Below are 19,805 nucleotides of genomic sequence, written 5' to 3' on the forward strand. Positions count from 1 at the left end.
CGTTTCCCTCCTATTTAATAACCATTAACTTATCGTTTTTGGATTGTTAATAATACTTCTTGCAATCTCTCGCTTTTTCATAAAGAGATTCTGATGTAGCTGGATGTTTAGTTGTTGAATATCATCTAGCCATATTTTTCGCTTTTGTTCATTTGTTTCAGCAGCACAAATAATATCAATTGTACTTTTTTCTATTTTACGGTAGCCTTCCTGACAAATGATATCAGTCATCAAGTGCTTCGTTTTTTCATTTACGTTTTTTACTGTTCTCAGTAAAGAAGCTTCCATAACATAAAGATCCTTTGCTATATCAGCCAACAGACGCATGTATTCTTGCTCTTGTTCCAAATGGATCTGTGCGTCTGTAATGACAGCAAGAGCTACTTGCATTAAGTAATTTGAAAGCTGGATGTATTGCTGATTTATTTCAGCTGGCTGATCGGCTACTGGTGTATTATACGTAGAAGGTGCGAGTGTATATTTTTTATATAACATTTTCGCAATGGTTAAACGATTGATTTCGTTTGTCCCTTCAAAAATACGGCTGATTCTCGCATCACGATACAATCGTTCTATCTCATAATCTTGCATATAGCCATAGCCACCATGGATTTGTACAGCCTCATCTACAATTTTACCAAGGGCTTCTGAGCAATTGACTTTATTTAGGGCGCATTCCAAAGCGAAATCGGCCATTCTATGAACCATTGACTCTTTACTAGCTAACTCAATCGCATCGTCCATTTCTCCAGCTGTTCGATAGGCAGCACTTTCTGCGCCATAAATCGAAATGGCCATATCCGCTAGCTTTTCCTGTATCATTGTAAAATCAACAATCGGCTTATGAAACTGCTTCCGTTCTTTCCCGTAATTCACAGCTAATTGTAGAGCCTGCTTGGCAGTACCAATGTTGGAGAAAGCTAGCTTTAGACGAGCCATATTCAATATATTCATCGCCACTTTATGGCCTTTTCCAACCTCGCCAAGTACATGATCCCTCGGTACGATAACATCCTCTAATATAAGAGTAGCCGTCGAAGATCCCTTAATGCCCATCTTCTCTTCTTCCTGTCCCACAGATACCCCTGTAAAGGTACGTTCTACAATGAAAGCCGTCATACCTTCACTTGTTTTTGCAAAAACAACAAAGATATCTGCTAGCTGTGCATTGGTAATCCATTGCTTTTCACCGTTTAAGATCCAAGCAGAGCCATCCCCATTTAAAATGGCATTTGTTTTGGGATGCAATGCATCTGAACCTGCGTCTGGCTCAGTCAGTGCGTAGGCTCCAATCCATTCCCCTGAGGCCAATTTTGGTAAGTATCTGTGCTTTTGTGACGCATCTCCAAAATAGATATAGGGCAGTGTACCGACTCCTGCATGAATATTGTAAGAGACACTAAATGAGCCGCCATAGCCCATTTTTTCTGCAACGAGTCCTGAAATTTTTTTATTGAGTGCCAGTCCCCCATAGTCTTCGGGTATCTCAATGGCTAGTAAACCAAGGTCACCTGCTTTTTGAAATAACTGACGAGTGACTTCATATTGATGCTTTTCAATAGCTGTAATATTAGGTGAGACATCCTGTTTAATGAAGAGCTCTGCCGTTTTTGCGATAAGCTCTTCCTCATCTTGAAAGTCCTCTGGTGTAAAGATAGTCATTTTGTCCTCTAGTTTATCCATGTCAGCCCTCCTTGAAAGAAAAGGAGAAAAACAACTTTTCTCCTACTTTACTTCCTCTTTCGGTAAAATAGTTTTCGCCAACTCACTATCTAAATCTTCAAATTTGTAATAGGAAATAGTTTCATATAAGTCACTTCTCGTTTGCATATCCTCAATAGCATCTTTCTGCGTTCCTGTGTTTTTTATTAAGGTAAACACTTGCTCATAGGCTTTGGCTGCAACCCTCATGGATGTAACGGGATAAATCACCATTGAGTAGCCCATTTTTTCAAATTCCTTAGCAGTATAATAAGGCGTTTGTCCGAATTCGGTCATATTGGCTAATAAAGGGGCATCTAGCTCATTGGCAAATTGTTTAAACTCTTTTTCTGTTTGTAAAGCCTCTGGAAAAATAGCCTCTGCTCCAGCTGCTACATACGCTTTAGCTCTTAAAATAGCCTGCTCTAAGCCTTCTACAGACCTCGCATCCGTGCGGGCAACGATCACTAAGGTAGGGGCTATTTGCTTGATCATCTTTATTTTCTGTATCATTTCCTCTTGGGAAACAAGTGTTTTCCCATTCAAATGACCACATTTTTTTGGCAGATTTTGATCTTCTAGCTGTACAGCAGCAACCCCTGCCTCTACCATTTCGCGCGCTGTACGGGCAACGTTTAGTACGCCACCGAAGCCAGTATCAATATCTACGAGCATTGGTAAATTCGTAGCACGAATAATATCGTTTGCTCGCTCCGCCACTTCGTTGGAATAAATCATTCCTAAATCAGGTAAGCCTCTACTGGCCGTGTAGGCAGCTCCAGAAAGATACAATGCCTCAAAGCCGACCTTTTTAGCCATTAAACCAGCCATTGCATCATGAGCACCTGGTATTTGCAATATCGTTGAACGTTTAATGAGCGCTCGAAATTGCTCCGCCAGTTGTTTTTGAGTGATCGCTTTATCTACAATCCACGCCATTTATAAAAACCCCCTAATAATCAATGATGTCTCGCCATAATTACGTCTAGAATCAGCTGTAACTTCCTAGAAAGTTACACAAATAAATTAACAAATTCATGTACGGCACTATTTTCAAGTAGCTTTTGATCAGCACACACCTCGTTAATTTTACTTAATTGTTTTTGTGAATAATGGGTACTAATGTTTTTCTGGAATTTATCAATGATTTGAGGGAATGCTTCCTCACGGCGGAAACGGTGTCCTAACGGATATTCACACGCAATAAATTTTGATGATGTACCATCGTTGTAATAAATTTGAACCGCATTGGCAATCGAGCGTTTTTCAGGGTCTAGGTAATCAATTGTATATTGACCATTTTCCACAACCACCATTTTACTTCTTAACTCATCGATACGTGGATCTGCTGCCACATCATCTTCATAGTGATCTGCAACAATATCACCAAAGATAAGGCCAATAGCTGTAATGTACTGAAGACAGTGATCACGATCAGCTGGATTAAGAAGAGGCCCTTCTTTATCAATAATTCGTATTGCTGATTCATGTGTCGTAATTTGAATGCGTTCAATGTCCTGTAAACGATTTTTCACTTCATGGTGTAAATGAACGGCACATTCTGCAGCTGTTTGTGCGTGGAATTCAGCTGGATAAGAAACTTTGAATAGCACATTTTCCATCACATAAGATGCTAGTGGTCTAGCAAGCTTTAATTCTTGCTTATTAAAGAGAACATCTTGGAATCCCCATCCTGGTGCAGATAAGGCCGTTGCGTAACCCATTTCGCCTTTCACAGCCATCATCGCTAATTGCACTGCTCTACTTGTTGCATCACCAGCAGCCCATGATTTTCTAGAACCTGTATTCGGTGCATGACGATATGTTCGTAGGCTTGAATTATCAATCCAGGCATTGGACAATGCATTGACAATTTCCTGATGGGTACCTCCTAATGCCTTTGTCACAACAGCTGTTGTCGCAATTTTGACAAATAGAACGTGATCTAGCCCAACACGATTTAAACTATTTTCTAATGCTAAAATACCTTGTATTTCATGTGCTTGTATCATCATTTCTAAAACATCTTTCACTTTTAGAGGCTCCTTACCCTCTGCCACACTCACGCGACTTAAATAATCTGCCACAGCAAGTATGCCACCTAAATTATCAGAAGGATGGCCCCATTCAGCCGCAAGCCAAGTATCGTTATAATCTAACCAACGAATCATACAACCGATATTAAAAGCACCTTTTACTGGATCAAGAACGTAGGAAGTTCCAGGAACACGTGTACCATTAGGAACGACTGTGCCTGGTACTACTGGACCAAGAAGCTTCGTGCATTCAGGATATTGTAAGGCCAAAATGCCACAGCCTAAAGTATCCAATAGAACATATCGTGCTGTTTCGTATGCCTCTTCACTTGTAATCTTTGTATTTAGTACATAATCCGCAATTTCTATAAGTAATTGATCTGTCTTCGTTATGTCATTTGTTTTAATCATCTATATCTTCCTTTCAAGACTTGAGTTTGATATACTAGTATGCTAATGGGCATTGATCAGAATGCCCATTAGCTTTATGGCGAGTTGTTAAAACTTGATTATACCGACAATTCTTCAAGGTTATGACGCTCGCCAATATAATTGACACGAGGTCTAAATAATCGATTATTGTCATGCTGTTCAATTACATGGGCACATAAGCCAATTGTGCGTGAGCCAAAGAAGATTGGCGTATAGATTTCAATCGGCAAACCAAGCATGAAGTACACGGGTGCTGCATAATAATCTAAATTTGGATACAACCCTTTCTCCTGTACCATCACTTTTTCACCAGCTTCACACATGCGATATAAACGGTCATTCCCTTGCTCCAAACATAATTTGTGCAAGGCTTCTTTCATAATTTGCGCTCTTGGATCCATCTTTTTCATATAGACACGGTGGCCAAAGCCCATAATCTTTTCTTTATTTTGTAGCTTGTTTTTCAACAATGCTTCAAAGCCTTCTACTGTTTTGGCTTCAAGAAGCATGTACATGACTGCTTCATTAGCTCCTCCATGTAAATTCCCTTTCAATGATGCGACAGCCCCCGTTAAAGCACCATACAAATCAGATTGTGTAGATGCAATGACACGAGCTGCAAATGTTGAATTTGGCATCTCATGCTCACTATATAAAACGAGTGACTGATCAAAAATTTCTTCTTCTGACGCAGTTGGCTTTCTACCCGTAATCATGTAATAAAAATTGGCACTATAGGAAAGTTGACTATCCGGCTCGACAACATCTTGTCCATTTAATACACGATAGCTATTTGCTACGATATTAGGCATACCGCCTAAAAGTCTATATGCTCGCTCTAAATTTCTTTCAGTTGAACGATCATTGATGTGCTGATCAAAGCCTGCTAAAACGGAAATCCCTGTTCTAAGCCCATCCATTGCATGTGTTCCATTAGGCAATAGCTTGAAAATTTGAAATATCTCTTGTGGTACCTGATAATGAGCTTTCAATTTGTCCTGTAAATCAGCCTGTTGCTCCGTAGTTGGTATTTCTCCATGCAGCAATAAGTAAACAATATCTAAATACGAATATCGCTGTGATAATTCAATCAAGTCATAGCCTCGAATAACTATTTGACTTCCTACAGTGTCTAAAAAAGATAGCTTTGTTTCAGTGGCAATGATTCCATCAAGACCTGGTGAATAATTTAACTCCATTAATGACAGCCCCTTTGTTTAATTATTCTTGTAAGCGTTACCATTCAAACACGACAGAACAACAAAAAAACAACTTCTATCCCTTTTTAGAAGTTGTTAATCTACAAAAGCATGACAGACCAAATAACAGTGAATTTACCTAAATTCACAAAAATCATGCAGTAGCTAACACCTCCCTATCCTCGTAGGTTAATTGATGCTTCTTTCGTGGTAGGTCTCCTGACTTATGATCAACGCTCCCATAACACCTTCCCATTTTGACAAGCAAAACAGTGGCTTTGTTATCGAGCTCCTAAATACAGTTGCGGGACAGTGTTGGACTCTCACCAACTTCCCTTTTAATCAAATAGAATCCACTCCTATTTGAACCACCAAAATTTAGCATATTCAATTTGTCTTTTTACCTTAACATAGAGTTTTCGAAACAATCAATATAGGTAAAATTCAGAAAAGACTGATTATAAAAAGCTATTTTTCATCTTTAATGAACTATTCTGTATTTTTTAGCAATATTTCGTACAAAAAAGATTGTACATTTATATCAATATATCCATTTTCAAGCATTACATGGAAAATAGAGGTTTTTATAGGGAGAAAGGCGAATAATATTTTATGATCTATAGGAGGGGCCAAAATGGGGTATATGTCAGAATTAAGGAAACACATCGGAAGTAGACCAATTATCAGTATTGGAGCGACAATTCTTGTGGTTAACGATGACAAACAAATTCTCTTTCAACATCGATCAGATACGTTGGATTGGGGATTACCTGGCGGTGGTTTGGAGCTAAACGAAACGTTAGAAGAAGCTGCTGCTCGTGAGCTTCATGAAGAAACAGGACTTGTAGCGAATGGATTTAACTTGGTTGGTGTTTTTTCAGGGCCAGATTTTTATTTCCAATATCCAAATGGTGATGAAGTCTATACTGTTATTCATCTTTATGTTGCAAAAAATGTCAGGGGTACATTGGAGATGAAGGATGATGAGAGCTTGAAACTTACATATTTCAGTAAGAATGAGCTGCCAGACCATCTTGAGAAGAGAACGAAAATGCTATTAAGCAATTTAGAAGATACATTGTGGGGTTTAGGTAGTTCTTTTGTAACTGACACTCTTTAAAAGAATAAAGAGCATGCTTTTATCATAACATGCTCAAATCATTCTATATTGCGTATTATAATCTAACCTTAACCTCAGTCCCGTCCTGAGCTTTGACATCGACTAGCACAAGTCCTTTATAATTTTGTAGTTCCTTGATAATCGGCTTTAGCATTTCTTTGTCGATGAGCGGAAAGGTCAAGTCTATTTTCTTTTTATCGAAGTATGCCTTTGTCCACTTATTGGCTTGTTGCTGTATCCATTTAGAAGTTAAAATGGAGAGGACAATGGTTAGCACAGTATAGGGAACAGGGACGGTAAAGCGAACGTCTTTTGCTTTCACTTTTACATGCATCATTCGTCGCCTCTACTCAATAAAGACTGCAACGGAATCCCCGTTTGCTGATTTTATATCTACAATTTGTCCATCTAGTTCATTTTCAATCGCTTCAAGAAGAAGATTGATGTCGATATCTTTTACGTATTTTTCAGATTGCGGAATACTTGCAGCGATGCTGTGTCCTGCCATCAATACGGCTTTGACAAGTTTAATTGGTAAATTTACCGTGACATTATCATTTTCGGTGGATACAACACGGACCTTTAATGTTTTATCTAAATACTTTGTTTTTTCCACAAATTTATTCTCTGATTCTTCTTTCTGTTGTAGCACTTGAATCAGCTCTGATCCTTTATCCGCATCAATTTTGCCCTCTTGAATCATCGTTAACACTTTTGTAATTTCCTCTTTCATGGTCGTTCCTCCCTATTCGTCTTTTAAGAGCTTTATGGCTTCATCCGTTGTGATTTCGCCATTTTCCAGCATGCTTACAATTTTTTTTTCGTCTACTTCATTTTTCTTCTTTTGAGCATAGCCAAGGGATGAAATAATTTCATTGAGCTTGCCTCGAACAGTTGGATACGAAATCCCCAGTTCCTTTTCAACCTCTTTAATGTTTCCTCGGCAGGTTAAAAATACTTCCACAAAATGAAGCTGATCGTTTGATAAGGATGCTAGCTTCGACAATTCAAACTCATTTTCAATGGTTGTGTGACAATGAGCACACTGTAACTTCGTAATTTTCAATGTTTTACTGCAGACAGGGCAATTTGTGATTACTTGATAAGCCATAGTGAACTCCTTCCTTTAAGTTAAGTTGATTATATAACAAAGAATTTAAAGAAGTAAATAATAAAAATTAATTATTTGAATTAAAATATAAATAAAGTTAATTTTATAATTGATATTATTAATTTTATTTCTAAAATGCTTTAATAATTAAGAAAACCCCATTTTGATTTTTTCAAAATGGAGTTTCTGTTTAATTTAGTCTATCCTTCTTTTTTCTTTCTCGGGGGTGTGATGGCAAAATAGCATTGTATAATTCTTGTGAAGCGGGGTGCTGATATGTCCCGTCCTTGCCTATCTCCTCCACTAGCTGACCATGCTGCATCACTAGGATGCGATCTGACATAAAACGTGTGGCTTGTAAATCATGTGAAATGAATATATAAGCAAGCTGTAGCTCTTTTTGCAGTGATTGTAATAGTTCTATAATCGTCTTTTGCAAAATCATATCAAGACTACTAATGGCCTCATCTAAAACAATCAGTTTCGGCTTTAATGCAAGAGCTCTAGCGATGTTGACTCGTTGCTGCTGTCCCCCACTTAGCTGTGAGGGATAGTTTTGAGCCATTGCCCACTCTAACTCTACACAGTCTAGTAACTCCCTTACCTTCTGTTGTCGCTCTACTTTGCTAAAATGCTCGAAATTCAAAAACGGTTCTTCGAGTATTTCGAAAATCGTCTGTTTTGGATTAAATGAATGATAGCTATTTTGAAAAACAGCCTGTAAATTTTTTCGTATCATTTTTTTCTCTTTGCTGGGTGCTTCGTATAAATTGACACCTTGAAAGAGCAGCTCTCCGTTTGTTGGTCGTTCAATCCCTAAAATAATGCGTCCTAATGTGCTTTTTCCAGAACCACTTTGACCGACGATTCCGAGACATTCTCCCTCCTGAAGTGAAAATGACATCTTTTGTAATACAGGAATTTTTTGTCCTCGTTGAAATAGGGCTGGTCTTTGAGCATAATGCATGTCTATATTTTTCACGTCTAGCAACGTCATTTTTTCACCTCTAAAATAGCATTCTTGCTTGTAAAAGCTTCTTTGTATAGGGATGCTGAGGCGCATCAAAAAAATCAAAAACATTTGCTTGCTCAACGATTTCTCCTTGATACATCACAGCCACATCATCCGCAAGCTCAGCAATGACACCTAAGTCATGCGTGACAAGGAGTATGGTAGCATCTGTTGCTGAGCGAATTTGATTAAATAGTGTTAATACTTGTTTTTGATTGATGGTATCAAGAGCAGTCGTAGGCTCGTCTGCAATGTAGAGGGAGGCCTGTATCGCCAATGACAGAGCAATCATCACTCGCTGTAGCATGCCTCCACTTAACTGGAAAGGATAGTAGGATAAAAGCTGCTCTGGCTGAGGTAAATGAACTTTTTTCAAAGCATCAAGGGCGATCTGTCTCATTTCTTTTTTTGTTAGTTTAAAGTGTGCTTTTAATGTTTCTCGAAAATGACTTTCAATCGTTTGAATATGATCGAATGCAGCGGATGGATTTTGCAAAATCATCGAAAGATGTCTGCCACGATAAGCTCTCCATTTAGCAGCTGAAACGTTCAATAAATTTTCTTGCAGATAGAGTACTTCACCTTGGCTGACATGTGCAAAGGACGGCAATGTTTGCATGATGGCATGGCAAAGCATGGTCTTTCCACTGCCACTTTCCCCTATAATTCCTAAGACTCTCCCTTTATAAGCTGTCAGATTGATAGAGGTTAATATATTTTTCTCTCTGATTTTGACTGTGAGGTCTTTCACTTCTAAAACTTTCTCCATAACTTCCCCTTTACTAGTCAAGCTTTTTTAAACGATTTGCTAATTGATTAAACAATAACACAACAAGGATGATGGCAAGCCCAGGATAAAGCATTAATTCAGGATGCTGCCGCATGTATTGCTTCCCTTCATTGATCATCATGCCCCATTCTGGGATCGGTGCCTGCACGCCAAGTCCGATAAAGGAAAAGCCTGCAATTTCTAAAATCACCTTCCCAATATCTAATGCAACAATCGTGACAATAGATGGCAATATATTGGGTATATAATGGCGTTTAATTAATTGGATACCTGTAGTGCCAGTAATCCTTGCAGCTTGAACAAAGTCTTTCTCATTCACGCCAATAAACAAACTTCGGACCATTCTTGCATAATAAATAAGCTGTGTAAAAATGAGCGCTATTAAAACATTTTTTAAGCTAGGGCCTAATATACCTAACAGCCCAAATGCAAGTACGAGTGTAGGAAAGGCTAATAAAATATCACATAATCGAATAAAAAGAAAATCGATTAACCCTCTTTTCAATGCTACAAAAGCACCCAGTAGGATAGCTAAAACAATGGCAACTAGCTGAATGATGAGCGCTGATCCTAAAGAATAACGAATACCTAAAAGAATGCGTGACAAGATACACCTTCCTAAATGATCTGTACCTAATGGATAGTCCCAAGACGGAACTGAAAATTTCTTAGCTATATCGACAGCAAAAGGGTCGTGTGGCATTAAAATTGGTGCAAACAATCCTAATAAGCCAATAATGACAAGGAGGGATAGACTAATTAATCCTGTTAAGTTGCCACTTTTTGTTCGTACGAATTTCATTTTTAATCTCTCCTGCCCTTCATCATTAGATGAGGGTCCAATAAACGATGCAATATATCTGTACATAAATTGGCAAGCACATAGATAACCGCAATAATTAATACATAGCATTGTACAACTGGATAATCCCTGTTCATAATGGATTCTATTAAGTACCTGCCGAGTCCTGGCCAGCTAAAAACCTGCTCCACAATCACGGCTCCACCTAATAGATTGCCAAGGGTCATGCCTAGCAAGGAAGTCAAGGGAATAGCAGCATTTCGCAACACATGACGGATAAGAATCACAGAGCTTTTTAATCCTCTTAGCCGTGCATATTGAACATATTGCTGTTGTAATTCTTCTAGGATGGTTGAACGGATAAACTGAACGAATAATCCAATTGTTGGTAACGCCAGTGTGAAGGCGGGTAAAACTAAATGAGCAGGTGTCCCCTTCCCGTTTGTCGGAAAGAGTCCTAATTTTAAGCTAAATAAATAGAGTGATAGGAAACCTAACCAAAAGGTTGGAATCGACACACTCAAGATGGAAAAGAATTGTATGATTTTATCGATGATGGTGTGCTTATACAATGCGCTTATTACCCCGAATGGAATACTTAGCCCTAAAATGAGGATAAACGCAGCAATAGCTAATTCAATGGTTGCGGGTAATTTCGAGAATAGCTCATGTGCCACGGGTAATTTACTAACAAAAGATGTTCCAAAATCTAGCTGTAATACGCCTTTTCCCCATAGTAAATATTGAAGAAGAAATGACTTGTCCGTCCCTAGCTCTTCACGTAATGCCTGAATGGCTTCCTCTGTTGGCGCAACCCTTGCCAAACGTAGTATGACTTCAGCAGGCTCTACTGGAACAAAACGAATAAATACAAAGGTTAGGATGGAAACGCCTAATAAGACAAAGGGCAATGTTAAAATTCTTTTTAAACAAAACATCCATGTCGACTCATACATGCTGTCACTTCCTACTCAATCCTATGATAAAGAGAGAGCTGTCTCTGCTAGACACACTCTCTCCTCCACTTTTATTTTTCTTTAGCCATTTGTGCATAAGGTATATCATATTCAGATGCACGTGGGGCAAAATCCTTTAGAGATGGTTGATAAATCACATTATTTGTTTCGTAAGAAATAGGGTAAAAGAGTGCCTGGTCATGAAACATCGTTAAAATATTTGTGTAAAGCTGCACGCGTTCCTCTTCATCTGTCCCTACTAATAATTGGTGAATTTTCGTATCGATTTCTTTGGCGTTTGCTAAGCCTAATTTCGCCTCATACACACCACTAGCATTTGGTGTAGCTGATTCATTTGCAAAGCTATGTGGATCTGTAGGTGGTCCATTGGTCCGCCAGAAATTAATATCTACCTGGTCATCCATCAATTGTTGAAGACCGACCATTACATCTGCCCCTTCTAAATTCAACTGAACGCCAATTTTTGCGAGTTCACCTTGCATTAATTCTGCCATTGGTTTTTGAATCGCATCGGATGCAATGTAAATCAAATCTAAAGTCAACGGCTGTCCGTTTTTTGAACGAATTTTTTCACCCTTCGGTAATGTCCACCCTGCCTCATCTAGCAATTGTTGGGCTTTTTCTGGATTGTATACAATAGGTGCTAAATCTATATTGGCATAAGGAATTGCATCCCAGAACAATGTGTTCGCTACTTTTTCCGTACCATGTGTAATACTGTCGACCATTTGTTCCTTATTAATAGCATACTGAATGGCTTGACGTACCTTTAACTCAGATAATGGACCAGATTGTGTATTGAATAGCAGTGCTTTCGTAGATAAAGGCTCAGAGGTAGCAGTTTTGTATTTGCCACTGTCTTTTAAATACGTATAGTTATCTAAACTAATAATGCCACGGCCATAAATTAAATCTAATTCTTCGTTTTCAAATGCTAATGAAATAGATTCTGAGTCTGGGATAATTTTTACTTTTATTTGTTCTACTAATGGTTGTTCTCCCCAATAGTTTTCATTGCGACTAAATAATGCATATTCATCCTTTTTGTATTCAGTTAATACCCAAGGGCCTGTTCCAATCGGTGCTTTGATAGAATCTTGCGTCATATCACCATCTGGGAATCCGTTATCCCCTAAAAAACGGAAAGGTCTGACAAAGGCAAGTTCGTTTAAGACAGGATAATATGGCTCATCCAATTGCAGACGAATTGTAAAATCATCCACTTTTACAACCTCTTTCATGTGGTTAACCATCCCCATCCAAGAATGCATATCTCGATTCGCTAATACGGCGTCAAAGTTACGAATGACATTATCTGCATTAAATGCGGTGCCGTCTGAATATTTCACATCTTTTCTTAGATGGAAAGTATACGAAGTTTTATCCTCGGAGATGTCCCAGCTTTCGGCGAGCTTAGGCGTAACCGTACCATCATCGTTGTATTCCACCAAGGATTCATAAACCATTGCTTGGGCAGTCATTTGATTCGGTAAATATGTATGAGGATTCAATGGACCCACATCTAATGGCCAGCCAATCGTTATCCTTTTTTCATCTGTTTGGTTTGCTGAGGTCTTTTCCTTTTCTTCATCCATGCCTGTACAGCCAGCAAGTAAACTGAACGTCAGGACAAGCAGGAAAGGAAGTAAATACTTTATCAATCTCATTTTCTGTCTCCTATCTCTATCCGTAGTACAAATAAATCTACTTGTTGAAGAAGAGAGGGCATAAAAAAACCTTATTCTAAAAAAGAATAAGGACAGAAAAACCCACGATGAGCAAGTCTCCATCCATCTCCCTATCTTTCGTAGATCATCAATGAATCTTCTTACAAGCAGGCATTCTGGCTCATGAATCATCATTTTGCTTCACCTTCCCAAGTACTCACTCAGTGGTATTTGAAACAAAACTACTCATTTACAGCTGCGGGACAGCATGGGGATTTCACCCATTTTCCTTTTAATTGAATGAAAGACGATTTCACTCAAACTTGTAATGATTGCTATGAAATTAGTAATAAACATAACATGCTCGCCTGTTCACGTCAATTTTATTTTCTGAATATAATAAATAACATAAAAAGACTAGGAATTTACCCTAGTCTTCGTAATTGGAGAGTAGATGTAGTAGATTAAAAAATCACTTCGTTAGCTTGATGTAGATTGCTGTACGGCTTGACGCAATGTTTTAGTAGCAGCAACCATATTCGCTAATGCTGCAACGGTTTCTTCTTCTTTTCTCGTTTTTAAGCCACAATCTGGATTCACCCAGAATTGATGACGGTCCAGCACCTGTAGACTATCTTTCATAATAGTGAGCATTTCTTCCTCGCTTGGTACACGAGGGCTATGAATATCATAGACGCCTAAGCCAATTCCTTTAATATAGGGCTGCACTTGTAGTGAAGAAATAAGTTCCCCATGGCTTCGTGATGTTTCTATGGAAATCACATCTGCATCTAGTGCGCTAATCGGTTCGATGAAATCATTAAACTCGCAGTAACACATATGTGTATGGATTTGTGTTTCATCTTTGACACTAGATGTAGCAAGCTTGAAGGAATTGACAGCCCAATCTAAGTAAGCCCCCCACTCTTCTTTTCGAAGCGGTAAACCTTCTCTTAGTGCTGGCTCATCCACTTGAATAATCGAAATTCCTGCGTTTTCTAGTGCTTCCACCTCTTTGCGAAGTGCTAATGCAATTTGATAAGCGACATCTTGACGGGAAAGATCATCGCGCACAAAGGACCAATTTAATATCGTTACTGGCCCTGTCAGCATGCCCTTTACAAATCGCTTTGTTAGGCTTTGAGCATAGGCTGATTCTTTTACGGTAATTGGTGAGGCCCACGCAACATCTCCATAAATGATCGGAGGCTTCACACAACGTGACCCGTATGACACGACCCATGCTTTTTCTGTAAAGGCAAAGCCAGTCAATTTTTCACCAAAATATTCTACCATGTCTGTACGCTCAAATTCACCATGAACGAGTACATCGATATCTAGGTCCTCTTGTATAGTGATCCAGCGCTTAGTTTCCTCTTCTATAAATGCCTCATAGTCTTTATTTGTTAGTTGTTTCTTTCGCCAAGCATTACGATTTCTTTTCACTTCATCTGATTGCGGGAAGCTACCGATTGTAGTTGTTGGAAACAGCGGTAATCCTAAGGCTTGTTGTTGGATCGTTTGTCGCTTCGTAAAATTACTGTGTCGTTCAAAATCTTGCTTTGTTACAGTTTGAACGGCTTGATGAATTAACTTATTTTGGCGGATTGGATGATTTTTTAGAGCCTCAATCGCCTTCATACTTTCTGAAAAATTATGTTGTAAGGAACCATCTTTATCTCGTCTGAATTTAGTCAGCCCCGTGATTTCTACGATTTTTTCATCTGCGAAGGCCAAAGCCTGCTTTAAAACAGGGTCAAGTTCATTTTCAAGAGAGGTTGTGATTGGAACGTACTGTAGGTTACTTGATGGTTGAATCCATAGCTCTTCGGCATGACTTAGCTGTTCAATGGCTTGAATCGTCGCGTTGACCTCTGCAAGGTTTGAACGCCAAATATCACGGCCATTTACAACCCCAATTGCCAATACTTTATCCTGCGGGAAACCGAATTGACGCAGTGACTCCATATTCCCTTTATAGCCATGAACAAAGTCCAAACCGAATCCTTGAACAGGCAATGTACTTAATGCTTCATAGGCACTTAAAGCTTCGAAATAAGTCTGTAGCATTATTTTAGCCTCCGGAACGGCAATGGCTAACTGGTCGTAAATTTCTTGCACCAGCTTTATCTCTGCTGGATCAAGAGTTGTAACAAGGGATGGCTCTTCTAGCTGAATCCAAGTGGAACCTGCATCCACTAACTCTTTTAATACCTGCGTATAGAGCGGTAATAAGGTTAATAAGTATTCAACCTGTGTTAATTTGTTGTAGCCTTTCGTTAACTTGCAAAATGTATAGGGACCAATCAATGTCGGCTTCGCGATGATCCCGAATGCTTCTTTCGTCTCTAAAAAGTCAGCTAACACTTTATTTTCTGTTAGTTGTAAGTTTTGTCCCTCATACTCAGGAACAATATAGTGATAATTGGTATTAAACCATTTTGTCATTTCACTCGCTACGGCTGTTTTATTCCCTCTTGCTACACTGTAGTAGGTATGTAAATCGACTTTACCACCTTGCCAGTTAAAGCGCTTTGGTACTAGACCAAACATTAAAGCCGTATCTAACATTCTATCGTAATACGTAAAATCACCAACTGTCACCATTTCGATACCCAGTTGTAGCTGCTTGTCGATTCTAGCTAGACGAATCTTCTTTAATCTTTCCTCAAAGTCCTCTTCAGAAAGTTCATTGCGCCAAAATGCTTCTAATGCTTTTTTCCATTCGCGTTCCTCCCCTATATAGGGGTAACCGATCAATGTACTTGTATAGTTCATGTTTTTAAGCTCCTTTTTTATAAAAAATAAAAAGCCATTCTCCTGTTAGGAAAATGGCTGCATGTTAAAATTAATAATGCTAAAACAATACGAAAAAGTATCTACTTTCGCATAATCATTATCGCACAGTGCCTATTTGGTCACTTTTCACCACCTATTTCCACGTAGGTATTTGGTGTGTACTAGAAATTGGCAGGTCTCCTGGCTTTTCATCAACACGCCTCACAGCCTTCCCAGTTTCCCCAGTGGCATTTGTGATTTGCTCCGAATTACAGTTGCGGGACAGCGTCGGATTTGCACCGACTTCCCTTTTAAGCCAAACTTTCATTTGGCACCAAGTCTTACACAATATTCAATTATGCTCCTACTATAGCACACATTTCAGAATAGTAGAAATTATTTTTCAACTATTATATAAATTATTTCTATAAATATTATAGGAATTGTTGTATCGTACTGAATGAAAATAAGGTTACATTGTATTCTGTAAAAAAATTTGTTACTATAAAAAGACAATTATGAGAGGACTGATGAATGGACAATGAAGAACTAAACTATATTTTCATTTGAATTGAATGATTTCAAACACAAAATATAGGGTTAGTCTATCCATTTTTAACAATCAGTTTGCATTGTATTTGTCATGACACAAATGGCAAATTGTATTTATTCAGTGAAAGACTAATCCTTCCAATGCACAATTGGAGGGATTTTTTCTTGCTTTCATAGTTGATTTTGCACCTTTCATTTACCCATAAAGGAGAGGGAAAATATGAGCGATTCAGAAACTATTGTGACGCATGTAACACTCCGTATAAGTCGTTAATATCCATCTGCTTATACGGAGAAATAAAACATAGATGGATAGACCGACTTTGTATGAAAAGTAAACTGTTGTAATACAAAGGAGGAATTATCATGTCCATGATACAAGTACAAAACTTAACTTTTTCTTATCCAAGCAGCTTTGACAATATTTTTGAGAATGTCAACTTTCAAATCGATACGGATTGGAAACTTGGATTTATCGGTAGAAACGGACGAGGTAAAACAACATTTTTTCAGTTGTTATTAGGAAAATATGAGTATAGCGGAAAAATCATCTCTTCTGTAGACTTTACTTATTTCCCCTACCCTGTTTCAAATCCAAATAAATATACCCACGAAATATTTGAGGAAATTTGTCCTCAGGCAGAGGATTGGGAATGTCTACGTGAAATAGCTTACCTACATGTAGATGCAGAGGTCATGTATCGTCCTTTTAAAACATTATCCAATGGCGAGCAAACAAAGGTGCTGCTTGCTGCGTTGTTTTTGACAGAGGGTCAATTTTTATTAATTGATGAGCCAACCAATCATCTAGACACGGATGCACGAAAGACGGTTTCAGATTATCTTCGCAGGAAAAAAGGATTTATTTTAATTTCACATGACAGAAGCTTTTTAGATGGCTGCGTTGACCATATTCTATCGATCAATAGAGCCAATATTGACGTTCAAAGTGGAAACTATTCTTCTTGGAAGTTAAATTTTGATCGACAGCAGGAGCACGAAGAAGTAACCAATCAACGACTGCAAAAAGATATCGACAGATTAAAACAATCCTCAAAGCGTTCGGTAGGATGGTCTAATCAAGTGGAAGCCTCCAAAAATGGCACAACCAATTCAGGTTCAAAGCTGGACAAAGGCTTTGTCGGGCATAAAGCAGCTAAGATGATGAAACGAGCAAAGAATCTGGAATCCAGACAACAAAGAGCTATTGAGGAAAAATCAAAGCTGCTAAAAAATGTGGAAAAAACTGAGTCATTGAAAGTAGAGCCATTATCATGTTCATCTAAAGAAATGGTTGCTGTAACAGATGTATCCATTCAATACGATAACCATATCGTGAATAAGCCTATTAGCTTCAAAGTGGCACAAGGGGATCGAGTTGTTTTAGATGGCAAAAATGGAAGCGGAAAAAGTAGTATGTTAAAACTTATTCTAGGTAAGCCCATCCAACATACAGGCTCCATAAAGTTAGCTTCAGGTCTAGTCATTTCCTATGTTCAACAGGATACATCCCATTTAAAGGGATTGTTATCGGAATTTATTGAAGAGTATGGTATTGATGAGACGTTATTTAAATCAATCCTGCGCAAGATGGATTTTGAGCGTATTCAATTTGAGAAGGATATCTCTCATTATTCTGGTGGGCAAAAGAAAAAGCTCCTGATTGCTAAAAGCTTGTGTGAGAAGGCTCATTTATATATTTGGGATGAACCACTCAATTTTATTGATATCTATTCACGCATGCAGATTGAAGAGCTTATAAAAAGCTCCCATCTCACAATGGTGATTGTTGAGCATGATCAGGCATTTCAACAAACTGTAGCAACGAAAACGGTAGCGATGTCGTAAAGAGAAGAATCCATTTTATGGATTCTTCCTTTTTAATGATATTGAAATCAATGGACCCATCTAGTATTTGTCTCTTTCACGATATATAGCTCACCTAGTGATGCACTTTGCGCTGGCAGTAATCTTGGAAACCTTAATCGAACAAACCAGGAGTGATTAGTCACATTTTCTCCACAGAAGTTCACCACCATTTTATAGTAATTCTCCTCCATGCCAGTTAATATGGGCATGGGCTTTATCACCTCAATTTGCCACTCCTGATAATCAGGGCTTGAGCCATATACTTTTGGAATGATGTCAGCTAATGCTTGCCTAAGCTCATCTTTGTCTTTCTCCGTTGTTTTCATCAATACATCTGGATTTGGACATTTTAAGCCTTCAGGTTCTGACCCCCAAGTAGCTGTTGGAAATAACAAAAGCATACATAAAAAGGGCAGTATTATTTTTCCCATTGTTCAACTCCCTTTCTTTAAAAATGCTCGATAATTTGCTGTGATTGGTGCACTCTATAAAGTATCATCCTGCAGAAAGGTCACTATTCCATGAAAAAATTTGCTTATGTTTTAATGGCTATCTTCACTATGTTCATTGTGCCATGTAAGATTTATGCGCAAGGTGAACAAGCTGATGATCAGCTAATCAGGGACACATTCATTACAATCCTTAATCCATTTATCGAAAAGGAAATTGATCATTACTACGGCTATCCTAAGCAGTACGGCTTATATGATGTGAAAATTTTAAAGATTGTCAGAGAAAGTCAGTTTAGCTTTAGGGTTGACGTGGAAGCTACTACCTTTGAGCATGCACATTCCCCACCCTACAGTAAGGAAATCATTACATTTGAAGTCAGTCCAACTGGTGTCAGCACACTTCGCTATATACATGAGGCAGATGATGTAGAAAAAGCAATAAACGCATTCTATAGGGCAACACTGTTAGATATACAGCAGAGTTTTAAGCTGGACTTAGCATCGTATACTTCCTATCATTACGATCAATTGCAATATCAAGCTGAAATAAATAGTGATATGAAACCCCTTGCTACGATTGCAGAGGAAATAGTGACCCATATTTTATTTCCTGATCGAAAGATTCCCTACAAAAATGTCATAGACCCTGTCACCTTTATCAAGGGTAATATAGGCTATATGGTCTTTAAAAGGGCGGATGGTACAAATGTAAGCTATCAACTGCAAAAGAAAGACGGCACATGGATCGTAACAGATAAAACAAGTAAGCCAGGTAAGAAAATGGAGGATTTGTTGCCGTGGTATATATAGAAAAATGAAGCCAACTGATTCCATCAGTTAGGCTTCATTCTTTAAGAGCGTTTGCATCATACTTTTTATAATCCCCATGTGTAAATTTTCATGGTTCATATGAAAGACAACCATGTCGCCTAATGTTTTCATACCTAAAAAAGGTTCTTTAAGCGGTTCATGTAAATGTCCTTCACAAGCTTGTTCAATAAGAATGGGTTGTTCCTCTAGGAGTATAATGATTTGATCCATTGTTGGCGGTTGCTCAGTCCAGTTATCTGGTTTACTGCCACTTGGGAACATTACATGATAGGATAGGGGCAAACGCCTTTCTTGTGTAACAGCTGGAAAAACGGTATGATCCCAACCAACTAATAGATGACCAGCATTCCAACGAATATTGTTATGATGTCCAGCGGGTATCTGATCAGCAATATTTTCAGGGATTGTACGTAGAAATTCAACAGTCCAATTACGCCACATTTTCATTTGCTTAAATAATTGCTCTTCGTTCATAT

General features: G+C 38.4%; 18 protein-coding genes and 3 riboswitches. Of the genes, 3 read left to right on the forward strand and 15 right to left on the reverse strand.

The genetic code is table 11. The features are described from left to right. Window positions 1-24: 24 nt before the first annotated feature. The 4 genes from HCH28_RS15635 to mmgD all read right to left on the reverse strand — a co-directional run bounded on the left by HCH28_RS15635 (window position 25) and on the right by mmgD (window position 5,368). Window positions 25-1,683 carry an acyl-CoA dehydrogenase family protein gene (locus HCH28_RS15635; protein WP_221681877.1) on the reverse strand — a complete coding sequence of 553 codons (1,659 nt, stop codon included), beginning with the start codon at window positions 1,681-1,683 and terminating at the stop codon, window positions 25-27. A gap of 42 nt (window positions 1,684-1,725) precedes the next feature. Further along, window positions 1,726-2,640, reverse strand: coding sequence for a methylisocitrate lyase (prpB, locus tag HCH28_RS15640; RefSeq protein ID WP_221681879.1), 915 nt, complete (start codon window positions 2,638-2,640; stop codon window positions 1,726-1,728). Between the two features lie 74 nt (window positions 2,641-2,714). After that, window positions 2,715-4,148 (reverse strand): 2-methylcitrate dehydratase, encoded by a 1,434-nt coding sequence (gene prpD, locus HCH28_RS15645; RefSeq protein WP_221681881.1) that lies wholly within the window; start codon window positions 4,146-4,148, stop codon window positions 2,715-2,717. A 98-nt stretch (window positions 4,149-4,246) separates the two neighbouring features. Then, window positions 4,247-5,368 (reverse strand): citrate synthase, encoded by a 1,122-nt coding sequence (mmgD, locus tag HCH28_RS15650; protein ID WP_221681882.1) that lies wholly within the window; start codon window positions 5,366-5,368, stop codon window positions 4,247-4,249. Window positions 5,369-5,560: 192 nt separating this feature from the next. Further along, a riboswitch (cobalamin riboswitch) is annotated at window positions 5,561-5,756 on the reverse strand. A gap of 246 nt (window positions 5,757-6,002) precedes the next feature. Between mmgD and HCH28_RS15655 the strand changes: the two genes are divergently transcribed. Continuing rightward, on the forward strand, window positions 6,003-6,488 hold the full coding sequence (locus HCH28_RS15655) for an NUDIX hydrolase (protein ID WP_221681884.1): 486 nt from the start codon (window positions 6,003-6,005) through the stop codon (window positions 6,486-6,488). 55 nt (window positions 6,489-6,543) lie between these two features. Here HCH28_RS15655 and HCH28_RS15660 read toward each other — a convergent pair whose 3' ends face one another. From HCH28_RS15660 to metE, 9 genes are all read right to left on the reverse strand, one after another. After that, window positions 6,544-6,825: a hypothetical protein gene (locus HCH28_RS15660; RefSeq protein WP_221681885.1), complete on the reverse strand. Its 282-nt coding sequence runs from the start codon at window positions 6,823-6,825 to the stop codon at window positions 6,544-6,546. A 9-nt stretch (window positions 6,826-6,834) separates the two neighbouring features. After that, window positions 6,835-7,221: an SHOCT-like domain-containing protein gene (locus HCH28_RS15665; protein ID WP_016991732.1), complete on the reverse strand. Its 387-nt coding sequence runs from the start codon at window positions 7,219-7,221 to the stop codon at window positions 6,835-6,837. A gap of 12 nt (window positions 7,222-7,233) precedes the next feature. Next, window positions 7,234-7,599: a DUF2089 domain-containing protein gene (locus tag HCH28_RS15670; RefSeq protein ID WP_221681886.1), complete on the reverse strand. Its 366-nt coding sequence runs from the start codon at window positions 7,597-7,599 to the stop codon at window positions 7,234-7,236. Between the two features lie 190 nt (window positions 7,600-7,789). After that, window positions 7,790-8,596: an ABC transporter ATP-binding protein gene (locus HCH28_RS15675; RefSeq protein ID WP_255601558.1), complete on the reverse strand. Its 807-nt coding sequence runs from the start codon at window positions 8,594-8,596 to the stop codon at window positions 7,790-7,792. Window positions 8,597-8,606: 10 nt separating this feature from the next. Continuing rightward, entirely contained in the window at window positions 8,607-9,380 is a 774-nt protein-coding gene (locus HCH28_RS15680) for an ABC transporter ATP-binding protein (protein WP_221681887.1), read from the reverse strand. Window positions 9,381-9,393: 13 nt separating this feature from the next. Next, window positions 9,394-10,203 carry an ABC transporter permease subunit gene (locus HCH28_RS15685; RefSeq protein WP_255601559.1) on the reverse strand — a complete coding sequence of 270 codons (810 nt, stop codon included), beginning with the start codon at window positions 10,201-10,203 and terminating at the stop codon, window positions 9,394-9,396. Between the two features lie 2 nt (window positions 10,204-10,205). Then, on the reverse strand, window positions 10,206-11,159 hold the full coding sequence (nikB, locus tag HCH28_RS15690; protein WP_255601560.1) for a nickel ABC transporter permease: 954 nt from the start codon (window positions 11,157-11,159) through the stop codon (window positions 10,206-10,208). A 71-nt stretch (window positions 11,160-11,230) separates the two neighbouring features. Further along, window positions 11,231-12,847, reverse strand: a complete 1,617-nt coding sequence (gene nikA / locus HCH28_RS15695) for a nickel ABC transporter substrate-binding protein (protein WP_255601561.1) — start codon at window positions 12,845-12,847, stop codon at window positions 11,231-11,233. 149 nt (window positions 12,848-12,996) lie between these two features. After that, window positions 12,997-13,189: riboswitch (cobalamin riboswitch) on the reverse strand. Window positions 13,190-13,327: 138 nt separating this feature from the next. Beyond that, the gene (gene metE, locus HCH28_RS15700) at window positions 13,328-15,625 is read right to left on the reverse strand and encodes a 5-methyltetrahydropteroyltriglutamate--homocysteine S-methyltransferase (protein ID WP_221681892.1); all 2,298 of its coding nucleotides are present in this window, start codon (window positions 15,623-15,625) and stop codon (window positions 13,328-13,330) included. Between the two features lie 174 nt (window positions 15,626-15,799). Continuing rightward, window positions 15,800-15,979: riboswitch (cobalamin riboswitch) on the reverse strand. A 564-nt stretch (window positions 15,980-16,543) separates the two neighbouring features. Between metE and HCH28_RS15705 the strand changes: the two genes are divergently transcribed. Beyond that, window positions 16,544-18,025, forward strand: a complete 1,482-nt coding sequence (locus HCH28_RS15705) for an Lsa family ABC-F type ribosomal protection protein (protein WP_221681895.1) — start codon at window positions 16,544-16,546, stop codon at window positions 18,023-18,025. A gap of 47 nt (window positions 18,026-18,072) precedes the next feature. Here the strand turns inward: HCH28_RS15705 and HCH28_RS15710 are convergent, their stop codons facing one another. Further along, the gene (locus HCH28_RS15710) at window positions 18,073-18,477 is read right to left on the reverse strand and encodes a hypothetical protein (protein ID WP_221681899.1); all 405 of its coding nucleotides are present in this window, start codon (window positions 18,475-18,477) and stop codon (window positions 18,073-18,075) included. 90 nt (window positions 18,478-18,567) lie between these two features. On the opposite strand from HCH28_RS15710, the gene HCH28_RS15715 reads away from it, so the two are divergent. Further along, window positions 18,568-19,308 (forward strand): DUF3888 domain-containing protein, encoded by a 741-nt coding sequence (locus HCH28_RS15715; protein WP_221681900.1) that lies wholly within the window; start codon window positions 18,568-18,570, stop codon window positions 19,306-19,308. A 27-nt stretch (window positions 19,309-19,335) separates the two neighbouring features. Here the strand turns inward: HCH28_RS15715 and HCH28_RS15720 are convergent, their stop codons facing one another. After that, entirely contained in the window at window positions 19,336-19,803 is a 468-nt protein-coding gene (locus HCH28_RS15720; protein ID WP_221681901.1) for a DinB family protein, read from the reverse strand. Between the last annotated feature and the right edge of the window lie 2 nt (window positions 19,804-19,805).

The organism is Lysinibacillus sp. K60, assembly GCF_019731275.1.
GTDB lineage: Bacteria > Bacillota > Bacilli > Bacillales_A > Planococcaceae > Lysinibacillus > Lysinibacillus capsici.

Bases quoted from the DNA above. Each gene is read 5' to 3' on its own strand.
- HCH28_RS15635 (WP_221681877.1), bottom strand. From the start codon at position 1,683: ATGGATAAACTAGAGGACAAAATGACTATCTTTACACCAGAGGACTTT.
- prpB (WP_221681879.1), bottom strand. From the start codon at position 2,640: ATGGCGTGGATTGTAGATAAAGCGATCACTCAAAAACAACTGGCGGAG.
- prpD (WP_221681881.1), bottom strand. From the start codon at position 4,148: ATGATTAAAACAAATGACATAACGAAGACAGATCAATTACTTATAGAA.
- mmgD (WP_221681882.1), bottom strand. From the start codon at position 5,368: ATGGAGTTAAATTATTCACCAGGTCTTGATGGAATCATTGCCACTGAA.
- HCH28_RS15655 (WP_221681884.1), top strand. From the start codon at position 6,003: ATGGGGTATATGTCAGAATTAAGGAAACACATCGGAAGTAGACCAATT.
- HCH28_RS15660 (WP_221681885.1), bottom strand. From the start codon at position 6,825: ATGATGCATGTAAAAGTGAAAGCAAAAGACGTTCGCTTTACCGTCCCT.
- HCH28_RS15665 (WP_016991732.1), bottom strand. From the start codon at position 7,221: ATGAAAGAGGAAATTACAAAAGTGTTAACGATGATTCAAGAGGGCAAA.
- HCH28_RS15670 (WP_221681886.1), bottom strand. From the start codon at position 7,599: ATGGCTTATCAAGTAATCACAAATTGCCCTGTCTGCAGTAAAACATTG.
- HCH28_RS15675 (WP_255601558.1), bottom strand. From the start codon at position 8,596: ATGACGTTGCTAGACGTGAAAAATATAGACATGCATTATGCTCAAAGA.
- HCH28_RS15680 (WP_221681887.1), bottom strand. From the start codon at position 9,380: ATGGAGAAAGTTTTAGAAGTGAAAGACCTCACAGTCAAAATCAGAGAG.
- HCH28_RS15685 (WP_255601559.1), bottom strand. From the start codon at position 10,203: ATGAAATTCGTACGAACAAAAAGTGGCAACTTAACAGGATTAATTAGT.
- nikB (WP_255601560.1), bottom strand. From the start codon at position 11,159: ATGTATGAGTCGACATGGATGTTTTGTTTAAAAAGAATTTTAACATTG.
- nikA (WP_255601561.1), bottom strand. From the start codon at position 12,847: ATGAGATTGATAAAGTATTTACTTCCTTTCCTGCTTGTCCTGACGTTC.
- metE (WP_221681892.1), bottom strand. From the start codon at position 15,625: ATGAACTATACAAGTACATTGATCGGTTACCCCTATATAGGGGAGGAA.
- HCH28_RS15705 (WP_221681895.1), top strand. From the start codon at position 16,544: ATGTCCATGATACAAGTACAAAACTTAACTTTTTCTTATCCAAGCAGC.
- HCH28_RS15710 (WP_221681899.1), bottom strand. From the start codon at position 18,477: ATGGGAAAAATAATACTGCCCTTTTTATGTATGCTTTTGTTATTTCCA.
- HCH28_RS15715 (WP_221681900.1), top strand. From the start codon at position 18,568: ATGAAAAAATTTGCTTATGTTTTAATGGCTATCTTCACTATGTTCATT.
- HCH28_RS15720 (WP_221681901.1), bottom strand. From the start codon at position 19,803: ATGAACGAAGAGCAATTATTTAAGCAAATGAAAATGTGGCGTAATTGG.